Origin of the sequence: Pseudoalteromonas sp. APC 3893, from assembly GCF_030408095.1 — a bacterium.
Lineage (GTDB): Bacteria > Pseudomonadota > Gammaproteobacteria > Enterobacterales > Alteromonadaceae > Pseudoalteromonas.
In genome coordinates, this window is record NZ_JASDCD010000011.1 from 51,098 (window position 1) to 76,921 (window position 25,824).

Consider the following 25,824-nt stretch of genomic DNA (forward strand, 5'->3'; position numbering starts at 1 on the left):
TATGGCTAAATTAAGAAGTGCAACAACAACAGAAGGTCGAAAACGCGCAGGTGCCCGTGCATTATGGCGCGCAACCGGTATGATAGATACCGATTTTGGTAAACCAATTATTGCTGTTGTGAACTCATTTACGCAATTTGTACCAGGGCATGTGCATCTTAATCAACTCAGCGAACTTATGGCCGAAACCATCACTCAAGCCGGTGGTGTACCAAAAGAATTCAATACTATCGCCATTGATGATGGCATAGCTATGGGACACGGCGGCATGCTTTATTCATTGCCTTCGCGTGATTTAATAGCCGATTCAGTAGAGTATATGGTTAATGGTCATTGTGCCGATGCGATGATCTGTATTTCAAACTGCGACAAAATCACCCCTGGTATGATGCTTGCGGCATTACGTTTAAATATTCCGGTTATTTTTGTATCAGGTGGCCCAATGGAAGCAGGTAAAACTAAGCTTGCTAATATTGATATTAAACTCGATCTCGTTGATGCCATGGTTAAAGGTGCTGATACTTCTGTAAGCGATGCTGACTCAGAACAAGTTGAACGTTCAGCGTGCCCAACCTGTGGTTCGTGCTCGGGCATGTTTACAGCGAATTCAATGAACTGCTTATTAGAGGCCATTGGCCTTGCACTGCCTGGTAACGGCACTACGCTTGCGACACATAAAGATCGTAAACAACTGTATGCTGAAGCTGGTGCACGTATTGTTGATTTATGCCGTGAGTACTATCAAAAAGATAACCACGATGTATTACCGCGCGCCATTGCTAATAAAACTGCTTTTATGAACTCAATGGTCGTTGATATCGCAATGGGTGGGTCGTCAAATACCGTACTGCATTTATTAGCCGCAGCCCAAGAAGCGGGTGTTGATTTTGATATGTCACATATTGATGAGCTATCTCGCAAAACGCCTTTCTTATGTAAAGTAGCACCAGCAACACCTGAGTATCATATTGAAGATGTACACCGTGCTGGTGGCATGATGGCAATTGTACGTGAGTTAGGTAAAGCAGGCTTATTTGATTTGTCAGTAAATCACGTTGCCGGTATGACCATGGGTGAACTGGTTAAAAAATGGGATGCCACTGATCCAGATAACGAAGCCGCTCAAAAATTCTATCGTGCAGGGCCTGCAGGTATCCGCACGACTAAAGCAATGAGTCAATCGTGTCGCTGGGATGAAGGCGATAACGACCGCGAAAATGGTTGTATCCGCAGTGTTGAACATGCGTTTCGCCAAGATGGCGGGCTAGCCGTACTTTCAGGTAACTTAGCTGTTGATGGTTGTATTGTTAAAAGTGCTGGCGTAGTTGATGAAATGCTGCACTTTGAAGGTACAGCCGTGGTGTATGAGTCACAAGATGATTCAGTAGAAGGCATCTTAAATGACGAAGTAAAAGCCGGTGATATTGTGGTTATTCGCTACGAAGGCCCTAAAGGTGGCCCAGGCATGCAAGAAATGCTTTACCCAACCAGTTACTTAAAATCTAAAGGCCTTGCTGAAAAGTGTGCCTTGATCACAGATGGTCGTTTTTCTGGTGGCACTTCAGGTTTATCAATTGGTCACGTATCACCAGAAGCAGCAAGTGGTGGTGCAATTGCCTATGTTGAGAACGGCGATAAAATTATCATTGATATTGCCACTCGTGAGATCACTCTAGCATTAACCGATGAAGAGCTTGAAGCACGTAAACAAAAACAATTGGCTCGTGGTAAACAAGCCTATAAGCCGCTTGACCGCGACCGTTATGTATCATCAGCGTTAAAAGCGTATGCGCTACTAGCAACCAGTGCTGATAAAGGTGCGGTGCGTGATTTAGCCAAACTGGAGGAGCTTAGCTAATTATGGTTTCTCAAGAGCTCGATTATTTTCGCGCTATTATTCAAGCAAATATGGAGCCGCTGGCAAAAGTCACTGAGGTAAGCGAAATGCCTACCTTGAGTGAGCGTCTCGGCAATCATGTTTGGCTAAAGCGCGAAGATCAGCAGCCTGTTTATTCGTTTAAACTGCGCGGCGCGTATAATAAATTAGCAAAATTACCTAAAGGGTCTGTGGTGATCACAGCCTCTGCGGGTAATCATGCGCAAGGAGTGGCACTGAGTGCTTCGCATTTGGGGCATCAGGCCACGATTGTCATGCCTGTCACTACGCCTGAAATCAAAGTAAATGCAGTGCGTGCTTTAGGTGGTGAAGTGGTGTTACATGGTCACCACTTTGATGCCGCTAAAGCTTACGCCCTTGAGTTGACCGAAAAGCGTAATGGGGTATTTGTTCCGCCATTTGATGACCCCGATGTAATTGTGGGTCAAGGCACTGTCGCGCGTGAACTAATGCAGCAGCTTAATCAACTTGATGCAGTGTTTATTCCTGTGGGGGGCGGTGGATTACTTGCAGGAATGGCGGTGTATATCAAATCGTTGCGTCCAGATATTAAAGTAATTGGTGTTGAGGCTGACGAAAGCGCTTGTTTACAGGCTGCTCTTGAAGCAGGAAAGCCTGTAGAGCTTGATCGCGTTGGTAGTTTTGCTGATGGTGTTGCGGTTAAAATTATCGGCAGTGAAACCTTTCGTTTAGCACAAAAGTTTTGTGATGAAGTGGTTACGGTATCTGGCGATGAAATATGCGCAGCAATGCAGGATATCTTTGTTTCAACCCGTGCTATTGCAGAGCCTTCTGGCGCTCTTGCTACTGCCGGGCTTAAAAAGTGGAGCCAGCAAAGTGGCCTTAAAGGGTTGCATTTAGCCGCTATTTTGTCTGGCGCTAACTTAAACTTTGACCGCCTGCGCTATGTTGCTGAGCGCACCGCATTGGGTGAGAAAAACGAAGCTTTATTTGCGGTAACCATTAATGAAGAAAAAGGCAGCTTTAAGCAGTTTTGTTCATCTTTAGGTGGCAGAGCAATTACTGAGTTTAACTACCGTTATGCAGGTCCTGGCGAAGCACAAATTTTTGTTGGCATTGCCCTGCGTCAAGGTCAACAAGAGCTTGATGAACTGAAAAGCGATTTAACCTCGAACGGTTATCAATTTTGTGATTTATCAGATAATGAGCTGGCTAAATTACACGTACGTTATATGGTGGGCGGTAAAGCGCCAGAGCAAATGCAAGAGCGGTTATTACGCTTTGAGTTTCCAGAGTATCCCGGCGCGCTAGCACGCTTTTTAGATACCTTGGGCAGCAACTGGAATATTACTTTATTTCATTACCGCAACCATGGTGGCTCAATGGGCAATGTACTTGCAGGCTTTGCGATAGAGCCGAGTCAGTTTGAGGTGTTTAATGAGCATCTAAATCGCTTAGGGTATAGCGTTCAAGATGAAACAAACAACCCATGCTTTACTCAGTTTTTGACAACGCAACCGCCGATAAATGCGCCTCAGGCTGCTAATAACTAATATTATTAGCATATATAGGTAAAATTGCCTTATTAACAATTTTACCTATAGTTAGTAGTAATGACTTATTTGCCCATAGGTGTATCTATTGCTACTTAAAGGATTTATCGCAGCAATCGTTTTATCGTATTGTATTGGTGCTTTAGCTGAGACGAAAAACGTGACTTTACAGCTAAAATGGTCGCATCAGTTTCAGTTTGCTGGCTATTATATGGCCCAACAAAAAGGCTTTTATAAAGATGTTGGGCTCAATGTAACGATAACAGCCGCTGATGTAAGTGAGCCAGACACCTTTAGTAAAGTACTCGCGGGCCAAGCAAACTTTGGCGTGGGCCACTCGGGTATTTTACAACATCGTATTGATGGTCAGCCCTTGGTGGCAATGGCTGCTATTTTGCAATTCTCTCCTTATTGTTGGATGGTAAAAAAAAGCTCCGATATTTTTCATCCTCGAGACTTTTTCAATAAACGTATTAGTTCTATTAGCCGTAAAGAAAATGCAGAGTTATTGGTCATGCTTGAACGTAGTGGCGTTGATCCCCTGTTATTGCCAGCTTATTTAAGCAATGGAAAAGCAGATCAATGGCTGAATGGTCAATTAGATGCGATGCAGGTTTATATTACTAATGAGCCTTTTATTATGAGGCAACAAGGGGTTGAGCATCGTTTAATTTGCCCGCAAAGGTACGGCATTAACGTTTATAGCGATATTCTCTACACCACACAAAGCATGCTAGTGCAGAACCCTAAAACGGTTGAAAACTTTTATCAAGCAAGCTTAAAAGGCTGGCGTTACGCAATGATGAACTTAGATGAATCAATTGCGGTTACCGCACAGTATTATGCGAACGATAAAAGCTATCAAGAGCTCAGCTACGAAGCCGAAGTGTTAATTGATTATATCTCTCCGCCCGGTTCTAAATTAGGGGCTATGTCGATGGCTAAATGGCGATTAATAGCTGATTTATACAATATAGAGCAGGATCGTTTTGATGAAGTGAAAAATGGCTTTATTTACCAATATGAGAAACCTAAAAAACTACGGCTCTCGTGGATGTTGATAGCGGCCATTATTATTAGTGTGTTATCTATCCCGCTATACCTACGCTTGATGCTGAAAAAAAGCGTATAATAAGGCAAATACTTTTCATCGTTAAAAATTTTATGACCCTTGCTGAGCAGTTTACAGCCCTAGATACTCTCTTATTATCGACTCGCCAATTTTGGCAATGCACCGCATTTGATTACGATGAACTTCCTTGGCCAGAGCTTGCGCCGATTCTTGAAGCATTAACCGATCAACAAGTTGCTGAGCTGGATAGTGATCAAGATGCACTTTATACCTTTTTTAGTCCATCAATTAATGAATTAGAAAAGCTTGCTGATTTGTGTGCGATATCAACAGCGCAAATTATGCGCACAGATTATCCTTTTTGGATCAGCAATGGTATTAAAGGGCGCAAGTTTGAGCAGCTCCAAGATTTTGTTGCGGCTTTGGGTGTGCAAACCAAGCCTGTACTTGAATGGTGCGCAGGTAAAGGTCACTTAGGGCGGATGCTGGCATTTAATCAAGCGCCGAATGTACACAGTATCGAGCTACAACAACATTTATGTGATCAAGGTCAGCATAGTGCGCAGCAGCAGGGGCTTGCGATGCACTTTAGCCAGGCTGATGTGTTAAAAGATGACGTATCAAACCACTTTAGAGAGCAACAACATGCGGTTGCTTTACATGCCTGTGGCGCACTGCATCAAAGCTTTATACGTGAAGCATGCTTTGCGAAAACTCAACAGATCAGCTTGTCCCCGTGTTGTTATCACCTTTTTACGGAAGATGCTTATCTAGCGATGAGTGAGCCTGCAAAGCAAAGTGAATTAATGTTGCGTCATCGAGACTTAAAACTAGCTTTACAAGAAACCGTCACCGCACCTTCAAGAGTGGCAAAAGTGCGTAAAACTGAAGTTGAGTGGCGGCTTGGTTTTGATGCGATGCGCAAAGCAATTACCGGCTCTACTAACTATGTCAGTGTACCGTCTGTAAACAAGGCTATGTTCTCAGGTTCATTTAAAGATTTTTGTGCATGGGCAGCTGAAAAAAAGTCATTAGAAATACCGCAAGATGTTGATTATGATTATTTTTTATTAAAGGGGAAAATGCGCAAAAAGGTCACAGAGCGTATTGAACTGGTTCGACATGTGTTCAGAAGAGCAATAGAAGTTTGGCTTGTGCTCGATCGTGCTTTATATTTGCAACAACAAGGTTATCAAGTCACTGTGAAAACATTTTGTGAAAAGCAATTAACGCCTCGCAATATCTTGATCCAAGCAAATTTACCTTTATAAATAGATAAGAGATGCAATGAGAAAGTTAAAGAATTTATTCGAAAATAATAAACGCTGGGCAGAACGCACTTGCAAAGATGATCCTGAATTTTTTAAAATTTTATCAATGCAGCAAAACCCAGAATACTTATGGATCGGTTGCTCAGATTCACGCGTTCCAGCGAACGAAATTGTAGATTTAATGCCAGGAGAGTTATTTGTCCACCGTAATGTAGCTAATGTTGTTGTACATACCGATCATAACTGCCTTTCAGTAATGCAGTACGCCGTTGAAGTGTTAAAAGTGAAGCACATTATGGTGGTAGGTCACTATGGTTGTGGTGGCGTTCAGGCGGTGCTTAATGATGCTAAGTTTGGTTTGATTGATAATTGGCTACGTCATGTTGGCGATGTAAAAGAAAAATACATTACCAATATAAGCGAAATGCCAGAGCAAGAGCACTTAAACTGTTTAATTGAGCTCAATGTTATTGAACAAGTACGTAATGTTTGTCGCACCAACATAGTTCAAGAAGCATGGCAGCGTGGCCAAGAACTCACCATTCATGGTTGGGTATATGGTTTAGCAAACGGCCACTTAACCGATCTTGAATCAGTAGTGACCTGTGCCGATGAAGTGGCTGATACTTATAAAAGCGCAGCGAAAAGAGTGTTTGAGCGCAATATTAAATAAGGCTATTTTAGCTATGACTTTACGCGCTTTCTTCTGCGCGTAAAGTGAGTACTTCATAACCATCAGCAGTCACAGCAATAGTGTGCTCCCACTGTGCCGATAGTTTTTTGTCACGCGTAACTACCGTCCATCCATCAGGCTTGGTTTTTACCTTTGCTGCACCTTGATTGATCATCGGCTCGATGGTGAACGTCATTCCTTCTTTGAGTTCTACCCCTGTATTGCGTTTACCATAATGGAGTACTTGTGGCTCTTCATGCATTTGTTCACCAATGCCATGTCCGCAGTACTCTTTAACTACGCTATAACCATTACCATGAGCAAAGTTTGCTATGGCGTTGCCAATATCGCCTAACCTCACTCCCGGTTTTACGAGCTTGATGCCTTGCCACATGGCTTGGTAGGTTTTATCAACCAAACGCTTAGCCAATGGTGAGACATCGCCAAGCATGTACATTTTACTTGAGTCAGCAATATAACCATTTTTCTCCAGGGTGATATCAATATTAACAATGTCACCTGACTTTAAAACGCGTTTAGTATCGGGGAAGCCATGACAAACAACCTCGTTAACAGAGCTGTTTAATACATATGGGTAATCGTATTGTCCCTTACTTGCAGGACGCGCAGTAAGCTCATCAATAATATAGCGCTCAACTAAATCATTAATTTGCATAGTGGTAATACCGACTTGTACATACTCATCTAAATAGGTAAACACTTGAGCAAGTAAACGGCCAGATTCACGCATTAAAGCAATTTGTTCGGGGGTTTTGATGACGATATCACTCATGTTGAAATTCCTTCGTAGTGACATCAGCTTGCGCCAATTGTTGTTTTAAAATTTCAGCGTAAGTCATAGTGGGGTTAAGCTCAGCAAGCATGCCTATTTTTATCCAGAATTCAGATTGTGAATTGATTGAACGAACCATAGTGCTGCTGGCTTTACGAATTTCTTCGTGCAGTTCGTCGCTAATTTTTACAATGCCCATAAATCTGCCAATATGTAATGTATATATGCTTTGTATATATAGCGTATATTATTTTGCCTATATATCAAGTATAAGTTTTTTACAGGTATTAAAAAAGGCAGCGAATGCTGCCTTTAAAGTGAGCTTGATAAGTTAATTAAGCGTCATCTTTATTAGCTAATTGCTGCTCTAATAAGGCAACTTTCGCTTCAAGATCGGTTAACTTTTCACGCGTACGGATAAGCACTTGGCTTTGTACATCAAACTCTTCACGGCTGACAAAGTCCATTTCAGCTAGTTTATTTTGAATAGCCTGCTTGGTTTTTACTTCAAAAGTATCCGCGAGGTTTTTTACACCTTGTGGCATATTGCTTGAGATTTGCTTGGCGATTTCTTCAATTTTTGCTGGGTTGATCATGTCTATCCCTCGGTGTCGCGTAAAATGATAATAACTAATCTTACCTTATTGGCTAGGCGTATTGTAGTGATTACGCTAAAATTGCCCGTCTTTAATGTAATCTCTTTGGTCGTTATGAAACTCAATCCTAAACAAGATGAAGCGGTAAAATATATTAGTGGTGCATGCCTAGTGTTGGCAGGGGCGGGCTCTGGTAAAACGCGAGTAATCACTAATAAAATCGCTTACTTGGTGCAAAAGTGTGAGTATCAAGCGCGCAATATCGCCGCAGTTACTTTTACCAATAAAGCAGCTAAAGAAATGCGCGAACGGGTGATGCAAACGCTCGGCAAGCAAGAATCAAAAGGACTATGGGTGTCTACCTTTCATACCTTGGGCCTTGAGATCATTAAAAAAGAGTTAAAAACGTTAGGGTTTAAACCGGGTTTTTCATTATTTGACGATCAAGACACCAATCAATTACTCGGTGACTTAACCGAAGACGAACTGAAAAAAGATAAAGATTTACTTAACTTATTGAAGATGCAAATCGGCAGCTGGAAGAATGAACTCATTTTACCAGAGCAAGCTATTCGCGAAGCTCGCGAACCGCAAAAAGCATTGTTTGCCCAGCTTTATGCGCGCTATCAAACGCAATTGCGTGCTTATAATGCATTAGACTTTGACGATCTGATCATGATCCCAACATTGTTATTAAGCACTAATGCCACATCTCGAGAGCGCTGGCAGCAACGTTTTCGCTATTTGCTGGTGGATGAGTATCAAGATACCAATACCAGCCAATATCAACTGGTTAAGTTGCTAGTGGGTGAGCGTGCCCGCTTTACTGTGGTAGGTGATGACGATCAATCGATTTATTCATGGCGCGGTGCACGCCCTCAAAACCTTGTATTGTTAAGTAAAGACTTCCCAGGGCTTAGGCTTATTAAGCTTGAACAAAACTATCGTAGTGCAGGGCGAATTCTTAAAGCCGCGAATATTTTGATTGCTAATAACCCTCATGAGTTTGATAAAAAACTATTTAGTGAGCTGGGTTATGGTGAGCCAATAAAAGTAATTGGCTGTCGTGATGAAGAGCATGAATCTGAGCGAGTGGTAGCTGAAATTATTTCGCATAAGTTTATGAAGCGCACCAGCTATAAAGACTACGCTATTTTGTATCGAGGGAACCACCAAGCCCGTGGGTTTGAAAAATCATTAATGAGCAACCGCATTCCGTATAAAATTAGTGGTGGAATGTCGTTTTTCTCTCGTTCTGAAATTAAAGATATCATGGCGTATCTACGCTTGCTCGTGAACCAAGATGACGATAATGCATTTCTACGTATTGTGAATACGCCGCGTCGCGAAATTGGCACAGTCACGCTTGAAAAGCTGGGGACATTAGCGAATGAAAAACACGCGAGTTTATTTGCTACCTGTTTTGATAACGATCTTAGTTATCGATTGAAAGGGCGTGGCTTAAATTCGTTAGCCGGATTTGCCCGCTGGGTGGTTGAGTTGTCTGATAACGCTGTACGGGGCGATACGCTCGAAGCGGTAAAAGACTTGATCAGACAAATTAACTACGAAGCTTATTTATACGAGTCATCACCAAGTGCCAAAGCTGCAGAAATGCGGATGAAAAATGTGTCAGAGTTATACCGTTGGATCACCGATATGTTAACGGGGGATGCAGATAATCCACCTATGACACTGGCCGAAGTGGTAAGCAAACTAACGCTGCGCGATATGCTTGAACGTAATGAAGAAGAAGATGAAAGCGATGCGGTACAATTGCTAACACTTCATGCTTCAAAAGGGTTGGAATATCCGTACGTGTTTATGGTGGGAATGGAAGAGGGGTTACTGCCGCACCAAGTCAGTATTGATGAAGAAAATGTCGATGAAGAGCGTCGCTTAGCGTATGTGGGGATAACCCGTGCACAACAAGAACTGACCATGACTTATGCGAAAATCCGCCGTCAATTTGGTGAAACGTCACAAACGGAGTTGAGTCGCTTTGTGCAAGAGTTGCCACAAGATGATTTAGCGTTTGAGAATAAAAAGGCGCCTAATACTCAAGCAGAGCGAATGGAAAAGGGTCAAGCACGCGTTGCAAACCTGCGTGCTATGTTGAAAAAGCCTAACTAAGCAGATTTCAGGTTAACTAATTTAGTTGTTGCTCGCTGCTATCAAGAGCTGAGTCTGCAGTGGGCAGCATATTAATTGCATGTTGCCTACCAACAAACAAAGATAGGCCATGAGTGTCTAGTAAGGCTCTAAAATTTAAAATTGAAGGGCCTTTTGCGATCACTTTAATGTGTTTAATTTTAGTGATTGCTAATACACCTTGTAATTGCAAATCGTAGCTTTGTTGTTGTAAAACGCGCTTACTAAATGTTGAGCTTAGCAGCAGGTAGTCAAAGTTAAGCTCAGTTAATAGGTTTAACTCGCAGCGGTCTTTAGCAAAGTCATTTAAGCCAATTGCATAGCCATGAGCACTCAATTGTTTCAGATTATTTAGCTGCACGGCTGAAGCATATCTAATTTCTTGTTCATTAAATAATAAGCAAAGCTGTTTTTTATTTATTTGCCCTTGTAAGGTTAGGCACAAAGCTTGAAATTCAATTTTTTCCAGCAATAATGCAGAACAAGGCAATAATACTACGCCTAAACCAGCCGCTTTCGCTTGTTTGCAAGCTTGATCTAGCAGCTGCAGTTCCACATCGAGTTGCTGTGCTTTGTCTGCAGCAAATTTTTTCAAAATATCAAAACTGGTGCTGCCAAGTACTGGATGTTCACCAAATGCTTCTATTAACACTTCTGATTGGAATTGCTCATTCAGGGTAATGATTTCAGAGCTGCGAAAATGCATAGGTAATGCATCGAGATGATGGCTAGCCTCAAACTCCTGATTATTAGCAGTAACATTGAGTAACGGGTGGAAAAACTCAAAGCGACTGCGACCTGCATTTTTAGCGTAATACATGGCTGCATCTGCATCACGAATAATTTCATCGGTATGCTTGTAATGTGTTTTTGAATAGGTAATGCCCACACTGGCACCACTTTGCACACAAATACCTTTCATGCAAAATGGTTTTTTCATAAGCTTAGTTATACGCTTTGCAACGTCTTCGGCTTGCTGACGCTCTGTTAGGTGAGTTAATAAAATAACAAATTCATCACCTCCAAGACGCGCTAATAAATCGTGCTCACGGATACATTGCGAAAATGATTCAGCCACCCCTATTAAAAATTGATCGCCCGCTTGATGACCGAGTTGATCGTTAATGTCTTTAAATTTATCTAAATCTATAAATAATACCGCAAACTCTTGCTCGGGGTAGCGCTGATAGTGCTGTAACGTTTTTTCAAGCTGGGTCAAAAATAAGCTGCGGTTTGGTAAACCGGTAAGCGAGTCGTGGTGGGCATCGTGATATAATTGCTGCTCAATTTTTTTCCGCTCTTCAATTTGCATCTGCAAATGCATATTGGTTTGGCGAATCTCTTTGGTTTTTTCAGCGACGCGATGCTCAAGACTTTGGTTACTGCGTTTTATTGCTTGGCTTGCTAAATGTGTTTGTAATACGCTCGCAATTTGGTGAGAAACAAAGGTAATTAACTCACAATCATCGTGATTAAAAATATGCTTATTTTGATAAGCTTGGCAAACAATTAAGCCAATAACTCCTTGTGAGGTTTTTAGTGGCGCTCCTAACCAGCTGGTTGCTATTTGCTGCTCTGGTACTAACTCTGGGCGCTCAACAACACCACTTTTTATTAACTTTTCAGCGCGGGTTGAATCAATTAATTGCGTTTTCTCAGTACTTAATACTAGCTCGCTATAACCTTTGGCAAAAGGACGAGGCTGGGTATTGGGGTTAAATTCGTCGACACAATAAGGAAAGTTTAACCAGCCTGATTTCTTGTCATACAGAGCAATGTACAAGTTTTTAGCGTAAGTGATTGATTTTATTATCTCATGAACTTGCTGATAGACTTCTTCTATATGTTTGCTCTGGGTGGCAAGTTCAGATATTTTAAACAGAATATGCTGACGTTCTAACGTTTTTTTATGTTGCTCAACTTCAAGATTGAGTGCTTCATTACTTTGTGTCAGGGCGCGAGTTCGTATTTTTACCTCAGACTCTAATAACTCACGTTTTTTAACCCGCTCAATTGCTGTTGCAAGGTATAAAGACATGACTTCAAGCAGCTCTATTTGTTGCTCTGAATAACTTTGTTTTTTATCGTAACTTTGTGCTACAAGAACGCCGATTATTTGTTTTTCTCGATAAACAGGTACACCTACCCAATGTTCCGCAGATGAGCCAAGTAATTTAAAATGCCCTTTGTCAGCAGCTTTCTGCATCTCATTACCTTGGTAATAAGTTGTCTTACCTTGCTTGAATACATAACCTGTTACACCTTGACTAAAGTTATGATCTTGGTTTAAAGGAATAGATATACCGTCTTTTTCATCGGCGAAATAGGATAGCTCTAAGGTGTTTGTGAATTGATTTAATAATACAACGTAAAAACTTTTACTTGGTACATAGTCTTGCAAAATATTGTGGATTGCAGGGTAAAGTAGGTTTAGTTCGGCAACTGTACTTGCTTGCTCTGATAGCTGTATCAGGGCATTTTGTAGGTGATGTGATTGCTTGTACTTTTTAACTAAAGCGGATAAACGGGCATTCTTATGCTCTAGTTTTTGTAATAAAGCTGCTTTATCTTCCACTGACGTTAAACCGACTGTTTTTATTGTATAATTATTACACTCATATTTTCATTTTTTAGGTTAATCGTCAAGTAGATAATAGTATTAGAAGAAGATAATAATAATTCACTATAAAATATTAAAATTTATAGTTCATCTAACAAAAAAGGCTGGTAAATACCAACCTTTTTAATTTTAACTAAATGATTAAGTATTACTTTTTAGACATGAAATCAATAGCAGCTTGTAATTCATCATCAGAACAATCCATACAAGTGCCTTTAGGAGGCATTGCATTAAAGCCGTTAATTGCATGATTTAATAGAGTCTCAGCACCCTTAGCTAAACGAGGCGCCCAATCCTCAGCTGATTTTGGCGCGCCTAGTGCACCTGTGCCATGGCATGCAAAACATGCAGCTTGATAGACTTGTTCACCAGAACGAGGACCTGTTGGCACTTCAGCAACTGCTGCTTTATCGCCTTCAAAGTAAACGGCACCGATTGGTGCGATACGTTTTTTGATCGCATCTTCAGTCATAGAGTTATCATATGGCTGTGCGTATGCGGTGGTTGCTAGCAATAATAATGCTGCTGATAGTTTTTTCATTTTGCCTTGCTCACTTCGATTTGAACGTGATCAATCACGATAGATGACGGAATTTAGAACGATTATAACGCTTAGCCACAATTTATAAAACGCTGTGAGCTGTTTTTATTTTGAAAAAACGACATTTTTTGCGTTAGCGCAAAAAATGTCGTTATAAAATTCACTCATTAACCGCTAATTGATTAACACATTTTAATGACCGCTTTGACTAGCTTTTCAATTCCTGCATCGGCATCTAGAATAGATTGCGCTAGCATGTATGCAGGCGTAGTAACGACTTTATGCTGTTCGTCAATAACAATATCTTCCACCGTGCAGTTAATATGTTCAGCGCCTAAGGTGTTAATAGCTGATGCTGTGTCAGCATCATTACCAATGGTGGTTTTTACACCTGCTTGATAGATCAGTGGGATCATTGCTGGTGCTATACACATATAACCTGCAGGTTTAGCCATGTCAGCAAACTGTTTGCAAGCCTGCATTACCTCTGTATTCATTTGTGCCTCAGCGCCTTTAATTGCAAAATTACACAAGTTTTTTGCTGCACCAAAGCCGCCAGGAACGATCAGTGCATCAAAGTTATCTGCATTGAGCTCGGTTACTGGTTTAATATCACCACGGGCGATACGAGACGCTTCGACTAATACATTTCGATTTGGCGCCATTTGCTCGCCTGTGAGGTGATTAATTGTATGCAGTTGTTCTATATCTGGGGCAAAACATTGGTAGCTCGCATCGGCTTTGGCGATATGTAGTAATGTAAGTACTGCTTCGTTTATTTCTGCACCATCATAAACACCACAACCAGCTAAAATTACAGCAATTTTTTTCATAATGAAGATCTCCTTGAAGTTGATACGATTAGTCTAGCATGCAGCAGGGTTAAATAGAGATAAGCGAATTATAAAAATAAATTTATTCTTGAAACGTCAATGTAGCAAAGTGAAATCGCGGTATATGCTTTTTTTAAAGTCACTAAAGAGGAAAAAATTATAAAGGATCACTATGATCTTTGATCCATTATGGTAGAATGCTCGTCCGGTTATTTAGAAGGGTAAAAAATAACCGTTTGCTAGGTTACACGAAAAGGCCATATATTAGACAAGTACAAGGGAAGTAAATAAAACAAAATTGCTTTTCCACATTGGCCTAAAAAAAATAAAAAAAGAACGCCGTATTATCTTTTTATATAAATCAACTGGTTACAATTTTTCTAAGTGCTTTTTGCTGCTTTGGAAGAATTGACTGTGTTTGTTATCTACAAAGTTATCCACAGCTTGCTATTATTTAAAGCCTTAAACATAACCTAATTCAAGTCGTTTTATGTGTGTCCTTGTGGCATGCTTAGAGTTATTTCGTTTCATCTCATTTAGGATCCAATTACATCATGGCTCAGATCCCCGAAAATCCACTTATCTTAGTTGATGGCTCTTCATACTTATTTCGTGCGTATCATTCGCCACCACATTTAACTAACTCTAAGGGCGAGGCGACGGGTGCCATTTATGGTGTGGTAAACATGCTCAAAAGCTTGATCAAACAATATGATCCATCTCATATGGTGGTGGTATTTGATGCCAAGGGTAAAACATTCAGAAATGATATGTATAGCGAATATAAAGCTAATCGTCCCCCTATGCCGGATGATCTGCGTACGCAAATAGCGCCATTACACAGTATTATTAAAGCGATGGGATTTCCGCTGATCAGTATTGAAGGTGTTGAAGCTGATGATGTAATCGGGACTTTCGCACGTATCGCTACAGAGCAAAAGCGTCATGTATTAGTATCGACAGGTGATAAAGACATGGCTCAGCTAGTAAACGAGCATGTTACTTTGATCAATACCATGACTGATAGCATTTCAGATCCGGTTACTGTGGTTGAAAAGTTTGGTGTTGGCCCAGAGCTTATTATCGACTACTTAGCCTTAATGGGTGATAAAGTAGACAACATCCCTGGCGTAGACGGTTGTGGTCCAAAAACTGCGGTTAAGTGGCTGCAAAAATACGGATCATTACAAGGAGTGCTAGATCACGCCAGTGAAATCAAAGGTAAGATTGGTGAAAAGCTAGCGGCCGCAATTGATCATTTACCATTGAGTTATGAATTGGCAACTATAAAATGTGATGTTGAAGTTGAATCCGATCTCGATACATTTAAATTACAAGAGCCAAATAAAGATGAGTTAATTGCATTATATGGTGAATGTGAGTTCCGCCGTTGGTTAGCCGAATTATTAGATAACCCTAAAGATACAGATACGCATCTTGCAGTGCCAAGTGAAGCAAATGAATTACCTAAAGTGGATGATGCGCACTACGAAACCATTTTAACTGAGCAGCAACTCGACACATTAGTTGAGCAATTAAATGCAGCCCAATTATTTGCCTTTGATACAGAAACAACCAGTCTAGATTACATGCAAGCGCAATTGGTTGGTATGAGCTTTGCGGTAAAAGCCGGAGAAGCAGTTTATTTACCAGTGGCCCATGATTATCCAGGTGCTCCAGAGCAGTTAAGCTTAGATACAGTAATGGCTAAAATTGGCCCTATTTTGGCTGATGAAAATAAAGCCAAAGTCGGGCAAAATCTTAAATACGATAAAAGCGTATTAGCTAATGCGGGTTTTGAGTTAAAGGGTATTAAGTTTGACACTATGCTGGAGTCGTACGTGTTTAACAGTGTGGGTACTCGCCATGACATGGACTCGCTGGCACTGAAGTACTTAGGTCATAAGAACATTAGCTTTGAAGAGATTGCCGGTAAAGGTAAAAAGCAATTAACCTTTAACCAAATTGAGCTGGATAAAGCCGCGCCATATGCCGCGGAAGATGCAGATATTACGCTGCGTTTACACCAAGTATTATGGCCAAAAATTGAGGCCGACGAAAAACTAAAATCAGTATTTGAAGAAATCGAACTACCGCTGATCAGTGTTATATCTGACATTGAGCGTACCGGTGTGGCGATTGACAGTAAAATGCTGGCTGCGCACAGCCAACGTTTAGGCGAGCGTTTACTTGAGCTTGAAAAAGAAGCCTTTGAGATTGCCGGCGAACCATTCAATTTAAGCTCGCCCAAGCAGTTGCAAGTATTGTTGTTTGAAAAACTTGAGTTACCTGTTATTAAAAAAACCCCAAAAGGCGCACCATCTACAGCAGAAGAAGTGCTGCAAGAGCTTGCGCATGACTACCCATTACCAAAAGTAATTATTGAACATCGTGGGTTATCAAAGCTTAAATCAACTTATACCGATAAACTACCATTAATGGTTAATGAGCAAACTAACCGTGTGCATACCTCTTATCATCAAGCGGTAACGGCAACAGGACGCTTAAGTTCAACCGATCCTAACTTACAGAATATCCCAATTCGTTCAGAAGAAGGACGTCGCATTCGTGAAGCATTTGTCGCAGCAGATGGCTATAAAATTGTTGCTGCCGATTACAGCCAAATTGAACTGCGTATTATGGCGCATTTATCACAAGATAAGGGCTTACTAAATGCTTTTGCTAATGGCCTAGATGTACACAGTGCAACAGCCGCAGAAGTCTTTGGAGTCGAGTTAGAAGATGTAACCACCGATATGCGCCGTAAGGCTAAAGCAGTTAACTTTGGTTTAATTTATGGTATGTCGGCATTTGGCTTAGCGCGTCAACTTGATGTGCCACGCCATGAAGCACAACATTATATTGATAAGTACTTTGAGCGTTTTCCTGGTGTTTTAGACTATATGGAATCAACTCGCGAAAAAGCTGCAGAAAACGGCTACGTTGAAACTATTTTCGGGCGACGTTTACACCTGCCTGAGATCAACGCGCGAAATGGCGCACGCCGCAAAGGTGCAGAACGTGCAGCTATCAATGCGCCAATGCAAGGAACAGCGGCAGATATTATTAAAAAGGCCATGCTTACAGTGCATAAGTGGGTCGCTGAGCAAGCGCCTGATACCGTTAAATTACTGATGCAAGTACACGATGAATTAGTCTTTGAGATCAAAGCAGATTGTGCCAAGCAATATACCGCAGAAATTTGCCAGTTAATGTCACAGGCTGCTCAATTAGATGTACCGCTAATTGTTGAAGCTGACACCGGTGATAACTGGGAGCAAGCGCACTAGTGCGCTAAAGCTTAGGTTAATACATTATATTAAGATAAAAGCGCCCGAGGGCGCTTTTATTGTAACTAAAAGGTAAATTTATCGAACAATATGTGTTCAAGCGTTATTTGTTCATTAAATCGAACCAAAATAGAGGGTTTTTAATTTATTTTTAGGGCTGATTTTGGTAAAGTCCGCGCCGTCCTCATCCTGTAGGACATCCTGTTGATGATGCACTCGAAAGGGTGCAACTTATTGATAGCTTCTCCCCAGTTTGCTATACCGGCCCTGCATTTATTTGTTGGGCCGTTTTTTCTTCTGTTATCTTATAAAACAACCTAACTTGAGCCCACTTCTATTTATTGCACTTCACAGTTGAGGTGATACCATTGAATCTCATTTTCATTTTGAAAGGATTGCGTCGTGATTAAATCAATCGCTGTTTTAGGTTTTTCGTTAGCAAGTTTATTAGCAAGTAACGTAGCGTTTGCTGATTGGCAGTTAAATAATGAGCAAAGCAAGGTGAGCTTTGTTTCGATTAAAAATAACAGTGTTGCTGAAGTGCACCATTTTAAGGCGTTGTCAGGGAGTCTAACTGAGCAGGGTATGTTTAAAATCGATATTGACTTGTCATCTGTTGAAACAATGATCCCTATCCGCAATGAACGAATGACTAAGTTACTATTTGAAACGGTTAAGTTTCCTGCGGCTACGTTAACAGCAGATTTAAGCAAGCACTTAACGACTATTATCCCAGGCCAGCATATTTTAAAAGGTATAAAAGCACAGCTTGCTTTTCATGGCCAAACAAAAGAGATAACAACAGATGTACTTGCAAGCATGTCTGCTAAAGGGAATGTGACGGTATCATCTTTAGAACCTTTAATTGTCAACGCTGCTGACTTTGCAGTGACAGGTGGTATTGCGCAATTACAAAAGCTAGCTGGCTTATCAGCTATTGCGACGGCTGTGCCTGTTAGTTACTCACTGACATTGAGCAAAGATAAGTAATGTTATCGGTTTCTGAGCTAGCGGATAGTTTATCGCAGCCAAGTAAACCGTTCGACCAATGGCAACCTACCGAGTGCGGTACGTTGCCAATTGTTATTGATAGCAACGGCAAATGGCATTATCAAGATAGTGAAATTTCTCGCATTGCCATGGTTAAGTTGTTTGCGTCAGTATTATGCAAAGAACAAGATACGTATTATTTAAAAACGCCAGTAGAGAAAATAGCGATCACCGTTGCGGACGCACCATTTATTATAGTTAGTTGGCGTTATGAGCAAACAGCACAAGGCGACGTACTTTGTTGTATCGATAATATTGATCGGGTGTGGTTAGTGACGAAACAGCAGTTTTTGTATATGCAAGACTATCAAGGAACAGCAATACCTTACTTACGATTACCTTATGGTTGTAGCGCCAGAGTTGCGCGAAATGTGTTTTATCAGTGGGCTGAACAAATAGCTCAAGCTGATGAGCAAGGCTATTTTGTTCAGTCTGCAACGCAGCGGTTTTATTTATAACAGCGATTAAGCGTCTGATTCAGGCGTTTGCTCTGTAGGCGGTACTGCAACGATTGGTCCTAAGTACCATTCATCAAGTTTTTTCGCCAGCTCAGGTAAACCCGTTCCTTTAAGTGATGAAAACGCATGAACGGTAATATCACCTTCCAAACTGCTTAACTCACGACGAACTTGAAGTACTTGTGCTTTGCGTGCACCTTGCTTGAGCTTATCGGCTTTAGTTAATAGTGCTAAAACAGGGATCTCACTGCCTATTGCCCAATTAATTAAGTCTAAATCTAAGTCTTTTAAGGGGTGGCGGATATCCATTAACACCACGATGCCTTTTAAGCTTTGACGTTTTTGTAGGTATTCACCGAGCGACTTTTGCCATTTCTTCTTCATTTCGATAGGCACTTTAGCGAAACCGTAACCCGGTAAATCTATTAAACGCATATTATCAACGTTTGCTAATTCAAACGTATTGATAAGCTGTGTTCGCCCAGGCGTTTTACTTGTACGGGCAAGTTTTTGATCAGTAAGTGCATTTAGCGCACTTGATTTACCAGCATTAGAACGACCAGCAAATGCAACTTCAATTCCCGTATCATCAGGTAATTTAGTGATATCTGGAGCGCTGGTAACGAACGACGCAGTGTTGTATTTGATACGAGATTTAAGCACGGGCTTTCCTAAGTACAATAATAATGAATAAAGAGTAAACCATGTTTACTCAGGGCGCGTATTTTATACTATTACCAACACATTAAAAAGCGTATTTAAGGCAACTAAAGCACCTTAAATAAACTAAAACCATATGAACAAAGCTTAATCTAGGTCAAAACCCTATAATTTATAAGTTTAATATGAGTAGAAAACGTGCCAGAGAATTTATTATCGTGTAGAATATATAAATCGCAACATCCATATTGTAGATGATACAGGGTCGGAAACAGAGAATTCACCATGAAAAAAATAGCACTATCTTTAACTATATTGCTTGGTGCGTTGTCAGCAAGCAACGCAACAGCATTTGATGGCGATGTAAACGCAGGTAAAGAAAAATCAGCAACGTGTGCGGCTTGTCACGGCCCAGACGGTAATGCGCCGGTTAATATCTACCCAAAGATTGCAGGTCAACACGCAGACTATATTTATAAACAGCTTACAGAATTCAAACTAGGTATGACTTCTGGGGGCAAAGAAGGTCGTATGGATCCCGTGATGAGTGGTATGGCTATGCCGCTTAACGATCAGGATATGAAAGACTTAGCTGCTTACTTTGCATCTCTTAATATGTCTGAGGGTGCAACACCTAAAGATGTTGCAGAAGTTGGTGCGATGTTATTTAAAGCCGGTGATGCAGAGCGTGGTATTCCATCATGTGCATCGTGCCATGGCCCTCGCGGTAATGGTTCGTCTTTAGCTAAGTTCCCGAAGATTTCTTTCCAACATCCAGGTTATATCAAGTCGCAACTTGAAAAGTTCCGCGATGGTGGCCGTAATAATGACTTAAACGGCATGATGCAAGATGTAGCGAAGAAATTAACAGATAAAGATATTGAAGTACTGTCTAAGTACTTAGGTGGTTTACACTAAAGTTGTATAGATTAGCCTTAGAGCTAGTATTATATTACAGAGTTGAATAAAAAAGCAGCGCAAGCTGCTTTTTTTTGTTCAAAATTCGTCGCTTTAGCTCACCGTCTTGTAAGACATTGTCCATGTCGTGGTGTAGGAAAATTCCTATTTTTATTTATTTTATAAATGTAGGTTATTGTTATTTATTGTTTTTGTTTTGTTGTTACTTGTATCCTGTAAGAAAAAATATATAAATTAGTTGTAACAAAATTATTAATGCGTAAATTAACCCCTGTCGCAAAAAACAATAAAAACAAAATGGATAGAACTATAGGGATAGTAATTAGCGGCATATTGGGATTGGCATCAGTTGATGCTGCAAAGGAAATACTAAAAAAGTGTCATTGAAGACCGAAAATAATAAAAACTCATGGAAGTTTTATAACAATAAAAAAATGGAATGGTACACGGAAGGTAAAAACAATAACAAAATGGAACAGCAATAATAATAAAAATAATAAAGACTAAAAAGTCGAAGGGAGAAGTGTCCAGATTTATGGCGCTCAGATTAGTAGGCGGTAGAGATGTTTTCTCTACCGCCTTTTTATTTGTCCTGTTACAATAGCGAGCGAAATAGTGCGCTAGTAGTCGAGTAACCCAACCTCATTTCCGCACAAACCGAATTCTTCTGGCAAGGCCAGCACTGCAACGCCATAATGTGTGTTGTTCAAAACCTCTTAAGTGAGATGATCAAGATATGAGTAGAAAGAAAAAATCACGTAAAATACCGTCTAACGGCCCTGTTCGTTTAAGTAAAGATAAGCTTCAGGAAATGCGTGCTTTAAAAGAGCAGCGCGTTAAAAAGCATAAGGGTGCAAAACCGGGCTCTCGTAATGCTGTAGATGAACTGCAGCCGGAAACAAAAAGTAGCAACTCGCAAAATAAAGATAAGCGTGTAGGCAGTAAAAAGCCAGTGCCTTTAGTTGCTAAAGCACCTGAGCCAGTGGTTGAATTAAAACGTAACCTAAAGCCTCAGGTTGAGCTGAAAAAAGTGACTGAACCAGAACTATCACCAGAGCAAGAGCTTGAAGCCTTAGAAAATGATGAGCGTTTATTAAAATTAGTTGAGCGTCATGAAAAAGGTGAGATGTTAACTGGTAAAGATGCTAAGTACTTTAATAGCCGCATAGATCGTCACCAAGTGCTGTGCGAAATCTTAGGTATTGAAGATGAGCCAGAAGATGACTTTGATGACGAAGAGTATGAAGAGCAAGGTAGCAGCGACTTTGATCAATACTTGTCGAATGATTTAGCCAACGAGTGGCTAGATGACGACGAGGATGATAAATAATGACGATGATGATCTTAGCTCTGTGTGTGGGTGCTGTGATCATCGCTGGTCTTGCATTCTACGCAGGGCAGCTGCTGTATAAGCTCAGAGCGCAAAATAAACTAATCGCTAAGGAGCAAGCTAAGCAACAACAAAAGCTTGCTAAGTCGCGCTTAGAGCGTAATGCAAAGCTTGCTGATAGCATTCATTTAATTGCTCGCGCCATGGAGCAAGAGCAATGTGAGTTTTCTGAGGGAAGCTTACGAATATGGGTGCTGATGTCGCAATATAGTTTTGCCGATGAAGGTGATTTAACACTTCGTTATCCGGGTATTTTTGCTATGTACGAAGTGGTAAAAGAAATGCCAACCCACGAAGCCCGCAAAAAATACTCGAAAAAAGAGATTTTTAAGCAAGATACAGCTCGTTGGCGCGCGGAAGAAGAACATGCAGAGCAAATAAAAGCAGACTGCAAAAAAATTATTGAAGAATTTCAAGCTGCCCCCGGCAGTGAAAATGTAGTATTCAATTAGAAAAAGCAGGCCTAGCCTGCTTTTTTATTACCTGCTAAGTCCTCTGTTAAATTACCCGAGAAAATCGTGTTGCGTTTATTTGCTTTTGTAGGTGGGCGTCAAAACACATACAGATTATACGAATAAATAAATTCCCTCGTGCTGTCACACGAATAATATCATTTTCTATTTTTACTAAGCCGTCAGCCTGCAGTGGTGCTAACGCAGTTAACGAATCAGCAAAGTAGCGCTGAAAATCTAGCTGGAACTTAGTGGCTACATGTTGCATATCAAGCTCAAAGTGACAAATTAACTGCTTGATTACATCAGCACGAATCACATCATCTTGGTTTAATTTCATGCCTTTATAAATAGCACTACCCAAGTTGTTGTCGATTGCATGGTAGTAGTGTTTTAACTCTTTTTGGTTTTGTAAAATAGATGTGCCAATTTGTGAGATTGACGATACTCCTAAGCCTAATAAGTCGCAGTTCCCGTGGGTGGTATAACCTTGAAAATTACGGTGTAACTGTTGCTCATTTTGTGCCACAGCCAGCTCATTATTAGCTTTTGCAAAGTGATCCATACCGATAAACTGATAACCCGCTTCAGTCATTTGCTCAAGGGTATTTTTGAACATGGTGAGTTTGTCGTGGGCGCTAGGTAGGTCAGCATCTTTGATCTTACGTTGTGCGGCAAAGCGCTCAGGTAAGTGTGCATAATTAAATACAGAGACTCTATCTGGGCTTAGAGCAATAAGCTGCTCTATGGTTTCTTTAAAGCTGTGTGGTGTTTGTAAAGGCAAGCCATAAATCATATCTGCATTGATTGAGTTGAAGCCAAGCTCGCGAGCTTCACTGATCAAGCTTTTTACTGCATCTGCACACTGAGGACGATTAACGGCAAGTTGTACCTCATCGTTAAAATCTTGAATCCCGAATGATACCCGATTAAAGCCTAAAAAGCGTAAATGATTAAGCATGCCATCAGCAAGCGATCGAGGATCAATTTCAATGCCGCGCTCTGCATCTGGACTAAATTGAAAATGCAGTTCAAGTATGCCAATCAGGCGTGCCATTTGAGCTGCAGTTAAAAAAGTGGGTGTACCACCCCCTAAATGCAGTTGCTCAACTTGATAGTGATTAAACAGTTGTGACTGTGCAATGATCTCTTTTTCTAAGTAATCCAGGTAAAGATCGGCCTTTGATTGATGGCGAGTAATGACTTTATTACAGCCACAGTAATAGCAAAGTTGACTACAGAACGGAATGTGAATATATAAAGAGAGGCTGTTAGTTGATGATGATTCTACTGCATCAATAAGGTCATTCTGTTGGTAGCCTTCATTAAACGATAAAGCTGTCGGGTAGGAGGTATACCGCGGTCCCGATACATTGTATTTGTTTATTAAGCTTTGATCCCACTTGGGTAAATTAATCATCACGCGCACCTTTATATAAAGTTTGCGTCATTATAAAAAGTTGCAACAAAGCGTTATTGATCTACAACAAAAAAAGAGTGCACAAGGCACTCTTTTTATTTTTATAAGCGTTAAAGCTTAAATTGATTGACTGTACTATTTAGTGAACTGGCAAGCTCATTCAAATCACGTGCTTCATCGGCAAGCTCTAAAGCATGATCCGCGGTGCTGTTCACTAAGTGATTAATAGCCGACAAACTGCTATTTATATCTTCCGCGACGACAGTTTGCTGCTCAGTAGAGGTCGCTATTTGATGGCTTTGGTCTTGAACACTGGTTACCGCATTAGCAATGTTCTTCAGCGCATCGAGTACTTCTTGTGTTTGTGTAACGGAGCCTTGCGCGCGCTCTTGACCTTGTTGCATCATGATCGATGCTTTTTGAGCAATTTGTTGTAAACGCGAGATCATGTTACGAATATCATCGGTAGACTCTTGGGTACGACTAGCAAGTGAACGTACTTCATCGGCTACTACAGCAAAGCCACGACCTTGTTCACCGGCTCGTGCTGCTTCTATTGCGGCATTAAGTGCAAGTAGGTTTGTTTGCTCTGCAATTGAATTGATTACATCAACAACAGCACCAATGTTGCCACTTTCTTGTTCTAAGCCAGCAACCACCGTAGACGCCTCACCAATATGCTCGGCCAGTGCTGTCATCACACTTTGGGCGTTCTGCGAGCGAGTAGCGCCATCGGCAGTTATGTTTTGTACTTCTTCTGCGGCGCTATTGGTGTGCTGCGCATTACGTGAAATCTCCATTACTGTGGTGGCCATTTCAGTAACCGCAGCACTCACACTATCAACTTGCTGCTTCTCTTGCTGGATTTCGTCATTGGTTTTCTGCGATACCGACTTTAACTGCGCTGCTGCATTGGTCAGTTGCTCAGCCTGTGCAGCTGTGTCTAGCATCATAGCGCGAAGTTTATCAATAAAGGTATTCATGTGATGAGCTAATTGACCCACTTCATCTTTACTATCAATGGTGATCTTTTGCGTTAAGTCACCATCACCCGAGGCAATGTCGCGCATAATGTGAGTTAGAGTGGTGATTGGTTGGGCTATCATATGAGTTGCCCACATGATCATTGCAATAATGATTAAAAGAATAATAACAACAGAAGTCGTGGTCGTGGTGACCGCTTGATTCACTGGCTCATCAATCATCGAACGGGGTACTAAAATACCCACATACCAGTTTAGGTAGGGCTCTTCTAGCTGTAAGCGGTCATAAACCACAAAATATTCTTGTCCTTGCAGAGTAACACTAGCATCACCACGGGTGTTGCTCTTCATTTCACGGTTTAATTGGCTAAAGCCGCTGGTATCGCTAAACTGCTTTTCTAATTGCTCTAGGCCTTCTTTACCATTGGGGCCTTCGTCAGTAACCGATAGTTTGTGGTTGGTACGGTTAGATAGATGAACAACTTTTTGATCGCCATCAAGTAAAAATCCGTAACCTTGACCATTAAAGCGAATGTCTTCAACCATTTTATTGATTTTGTTGAGCTGTAAATCAACACCACCAAAGCCGATAAGTTCACGTTGTTGGTTATATACAGGCTGTTGCACTACCGCAGAGGCGTTCCCTGTGGTCAAATCAACTGAGATAGGCCCAACATAAAGACGGTTTAGTTTTAGGGCGTCCTGCCACCAGCCACGCTTATAGGCATAATAAGGTTGGCCATTATAATGAGTTGTACGTTCATGCTCTTTAAAGTATTCGCCAGTTTTTGCTGAGGCAAAAAATGCTGATAAAACATTTTCATCATTGCTACTGATGCGGACAAAGTCTTGATCGACTTCGTTATACCCAGGTGCACCTTCAAGCGGTTGATCTCGTTGATCCCAGGCATCAAACCAGTTCACTAAGTGTGGGTTTGTCACAAAGGTGCTGACTAATTTACCGTATTTAGCAAAGTAGCCTTGCATTGAAAGTTGTTCGCTTTGTAGATAGCTATGAGCTTCGCGCTCAATACCTTGTCGCGATAGCGAGGCGATATGATTGACAAAGTAGGCTGAGGCAATAATTAGTAAAACACTAATTGTCCCTCCAATTAACAATAATATTTTTTTTCGCAATGATAGATTTTTAAGCATGAGTGCACACATTCTTGTTATTTAGTAGAGTAGGCATCTATATATAATCATATCTTAGTCTTAATCGCCATATTATGGGGTAAGGCA

General features: G+C 41.0%; 21 protein-coding genes. 12 read left to right on the forward strand and 9 right to left on the reverse strand.

All coding sequences use genetic code 11. The features are described from left to right. Position 1 precedes the first annotated feature (1 nt). The 5 genes from ilvD to can all read left to right on the forward strand — a co-directional run bounded on the left by ilvD (position 2) and on the right by can (position 6,427). Positions 2-1,858 (forward strand): dihydroxy-acid dehydratase, encoded by a 1,857-nt coding sequence (gene ilvD / locus QMA12_RS13295; RefSeq protein WP_290209401.1) that lies wholly within the window; start codon positions 2-4, stop codon positions 1,856-1,858. 2 nt (positions 1,859-1,860) lie between these two features. Continuing rightward, positions 1,861-3,411, forward strand: coding sequence for a threonine ammonia-lyase, biosynthetic (gene ilvA / locus QMA12_RS13300; RefSeq protein WP_290209402.1), 1,551 nt, complete (start codon positions 1,861-1,863; stop codon positions 3,409-3,411). A gap of 88 nt (positions 3,412-3,499) precedes the next feature. Next, complete coding sequence (locus QMA12_RS13305; RefSeq protein WP_290209403.1) at positions 3,500-4,543, forward strand: ABC transporter substrate-binding protein; 1,044 nt, start codon at positions 3,500-3,502, stop codon at positions 4,541-4,543. 32 nt (positions 4,544-4,575) lie between these two features. Beyond that, positions 4,576-5,754, forward strand: a complete 1,179-nt coding sequence (locus tag QMA12_RS13310; protein WP_290209404.1) for a methyltransferase — start codon at positions 4,576-4,578, stop codon at positions 5,752-5,754. 16 nt (positions 5,755-5,770) lie between these two features. Continuing rightward, entirely contained in the window at positions 5,771-6,427 is a 657-nt protein-coding gene (gene can / locus QMA12_RS13315; RefSeq protein ID WP_087532682.1) for a carbonate dehydratase, read from the forward strand. A gap of 19 nt (positions 6,428-6,446) precedes the next feature. Here the strand turns inward: can and map are convergent, their stop codons facing one another. From map to QMA12_RS13330, 3 genes are all read right to left on the reverse strand, one after another. Further along, complete coding sequence (gene map, locus QMA12_RS13320; RefSeq protein WP_290209405.1) at positions 6,447-7,220, reverse strand: type I methionyl aminopeptidase; 774 nt, start codon at positions 7,218-7,220, stop codon at positions 6,447-6,449. Next, positions 7,213-7,419, reverse strand: coding sequence for a ParD-like family protein (locus QMA12_RS13325; protein WP_087532680.1), 207 nt, complete (start codon positions 7,417-7,419; stop codon positions 7,213-7,215). Before QMA12_RS13325 ends, map begins: the two co-directional genes overlap by 8 nt. Before the next feature lie 136 nt (positions 7,420-7,555). Beyond that, positions 7,556-7,816 carry an accessory factor UbiK family protein gene (locus QMA12_RS13330; protein ID WP_087532679.1) on the reverse strand — a complete coding sequence of 87 codons (261 nt, stop codon included), beginning with the start codon at positions 7,814-7,816 and terminating at the stop codon, positions 7,556-7,558. Between the two features lie 114 nt (positions 7,817-7,930). On the opposite strand from QMA12_RS13330, the gene rep reads away from it, so the two are divergent. Further along, on the forward strand, positions 7,931-9,949 hold the full coding sequence (gene rep, locus QMA12_RS13335) for a DNA helicase Rep (RefSeq protein ID WP_087532791.1): 2,019 nt from the start codon (positions 7,931-7,933) through the stop codon (positions 9,947-9,949). Positions 9,950-9,965: 16 nt separating this feature from the next. Here the strand turns inward: rep and QMA12_RS13340 are convergent, their stop codons facing one another. From QMA12_RS13340 to elbB, 3 genes are all read right to left on the reverse strand, one after another. Then, positions 9,966-12,542, reverse strand: coding sequence for a diguanylate cyclase (locus QMA12_RS13340; RefSeq protein WP_290209407.1), 2,577 nt, complete (start codon positions 12,540-12,542; stop codon positions 9,966-9,968). Between the two features lie 193 nt (positions 12,543-12,735). Then, positions 12,736-13,128 carry a cytochrome c5 family protein gene (locus QMA12_RS13345; protein ID WP_087532677.1) on the reverse strand — a complete coding sequence of 131 codons (393 nt, stop codon included), beginning with the start codon at positions 13,126-13,128 and terminating at the stop codon, positions 12,736-12,738. Positions 13,129-13,310: 182 nt separating this feature from the next. Next, entirely contained in the window at positions 13,311-13,961 is a 651-nt protein-coding gene (gene elbB, locus QMA12_RS13350) for an isoprenoid biosynthesis glyoxalase ElbB (protein WP_290209409.1), read from the reverse strand. A 554-nt stretch (positions 13,962-14,515) separates the two neighbouring features. Here elbB and polA point away from each other — a divergent pair. The 3 genes from polA (at position 14,516) to QMA12_RS13365 (ending at position 18,759) form a co-directional block, all read left to right on the forward strand. After that, entirely contained in the window at positions 14,516-17,251 is a 2,736-nt protein-coding gene (gene polA, locus QMA12_RS13355) for a DNA polymerase I (protein ID WP_290209410.1), read from the forward strand. Positions 17,252-17,653: 402 nt separating this feature from the next. Next, a complete protein-coding gene (locus QMA12_RS13360; RefSeq protein WP_290209411.1) occupies positions 17,654-18,241 on the forward strand; it encodes a YceI family protein in 588 nt (195 codons plus the stop codon). Further along, positions 18,241-18,759, forward strand: a complete 519-nt coding sequence (locus tag QMA12_RS13365; RefSeq protein ID WP_290209412.1) for a DUF1285 domain-containing protein — start codon at positions 18,241-18,243, stop codon at positions 18,757-18,759. Before QMA12_RS13360 ends, QMA12_RS13365 begins: the two co-directional genes overlap by 1 nt. A 6-nt stretch (positions 18,760-18,765) precedes the next feature. Here the strand turns inward: QMA12_RS13365 and yihA are convergent, their stop codons facing one another. Beyond that, on the reverse strand, positions 18,766-19,422 hold the full coding sequence (yihA, locus tag QMA12_RS13370) for a ribosome biogenesis GTP-binding protein YihA/YsxC (protein ID WP_087532672.1): 657 nt from the start codon (positions 19,420-19,422) through the stop codon (positions 18,766-18,768). Between the two features lie 282 nt (positions 19,423-19,704). Here yihA and QMA12_RS13375 point away from each other — a divergent pair, with 282 nt between their 5' ends. The 3 genes from QMA12_RS13375 to QMA12_RS13385 all read left to right on the forward strand — a co-directional run bounded on the left by QMA12_RS13375 (position 19,705) and on the right by QMA12_RS13385 (position 22,179). Beyond that, complete coding sequence (locus tag QMA12_RS13375) at positions 19,705-20,337, forward strand: c-type cytochrome (RefSeq protein WP_087532671.1); 633 nt, start codon at positions 19,705-19,707, stop codon at positions 20,335-20,337. 736 nt (positions 20,338-21,073) lie between these two features. Beyond that, complete coding sequence (yihI, locus tag QMA12_RS13380) at positions 21,074-21,667, forward strand: Der GTPase-activating protein YihI (RefSeq protein WP_087532670.1); 594 nt, start codon at positions 21,074-21,076, stop codon at positions 21,665-21,667. Further along, positions 21,664-22,179, forward strand: coding sequence for a DUF2489 domain-containing protein (locus QMA12_RS13385; RefSeq protein WP_087532669.1), 516 nt, complete (start codon positions 21,664-21,666; stop codon positions 22,177-22,179). The genes yihI and QMA12_RS13385 overlap by 4 nt, the downstream gene beginning before the upstream one ends. A 46-nt stretch (positions 22,180-22,225) precedes the next feature. Here the strand turns inward: QMA12_RS13385 and hemN are convergent, their stop codons facing one another. Both hemN and QMA12_RS13395 read right to left on the reverse strand, forming a co-directional pair. Further along, positions 22,226-23,599, reverse strand: a complete 1,374-nt coding sequence (gene hemN, locus QMA12_RS13390; RefSeq protein WP_290209413.1) for an oxygen-independent coproporphyrinogen III oxidase — start codon at positions 23,597-23,599, stop codon at positions 22,226-22,228. A gap of 110 nt (positions 23,600-23,709) precedes the next feature. Next, positions 23,710-25,737 carry a methyl-accepting chemotaxis protein gene (locus QMA12_RS13395; RefSeq protein ID WP_290209414.1) on the reverse strand — a complete coding sequence of 676 codons (2,028 nt, stop codon included), beginning with the start codon at positions 25,735-25,737 and terminating at the stop codon, positions 23,710-23,712. Positions 25,738-25,824: the final 87 nt, after the last annotated feature.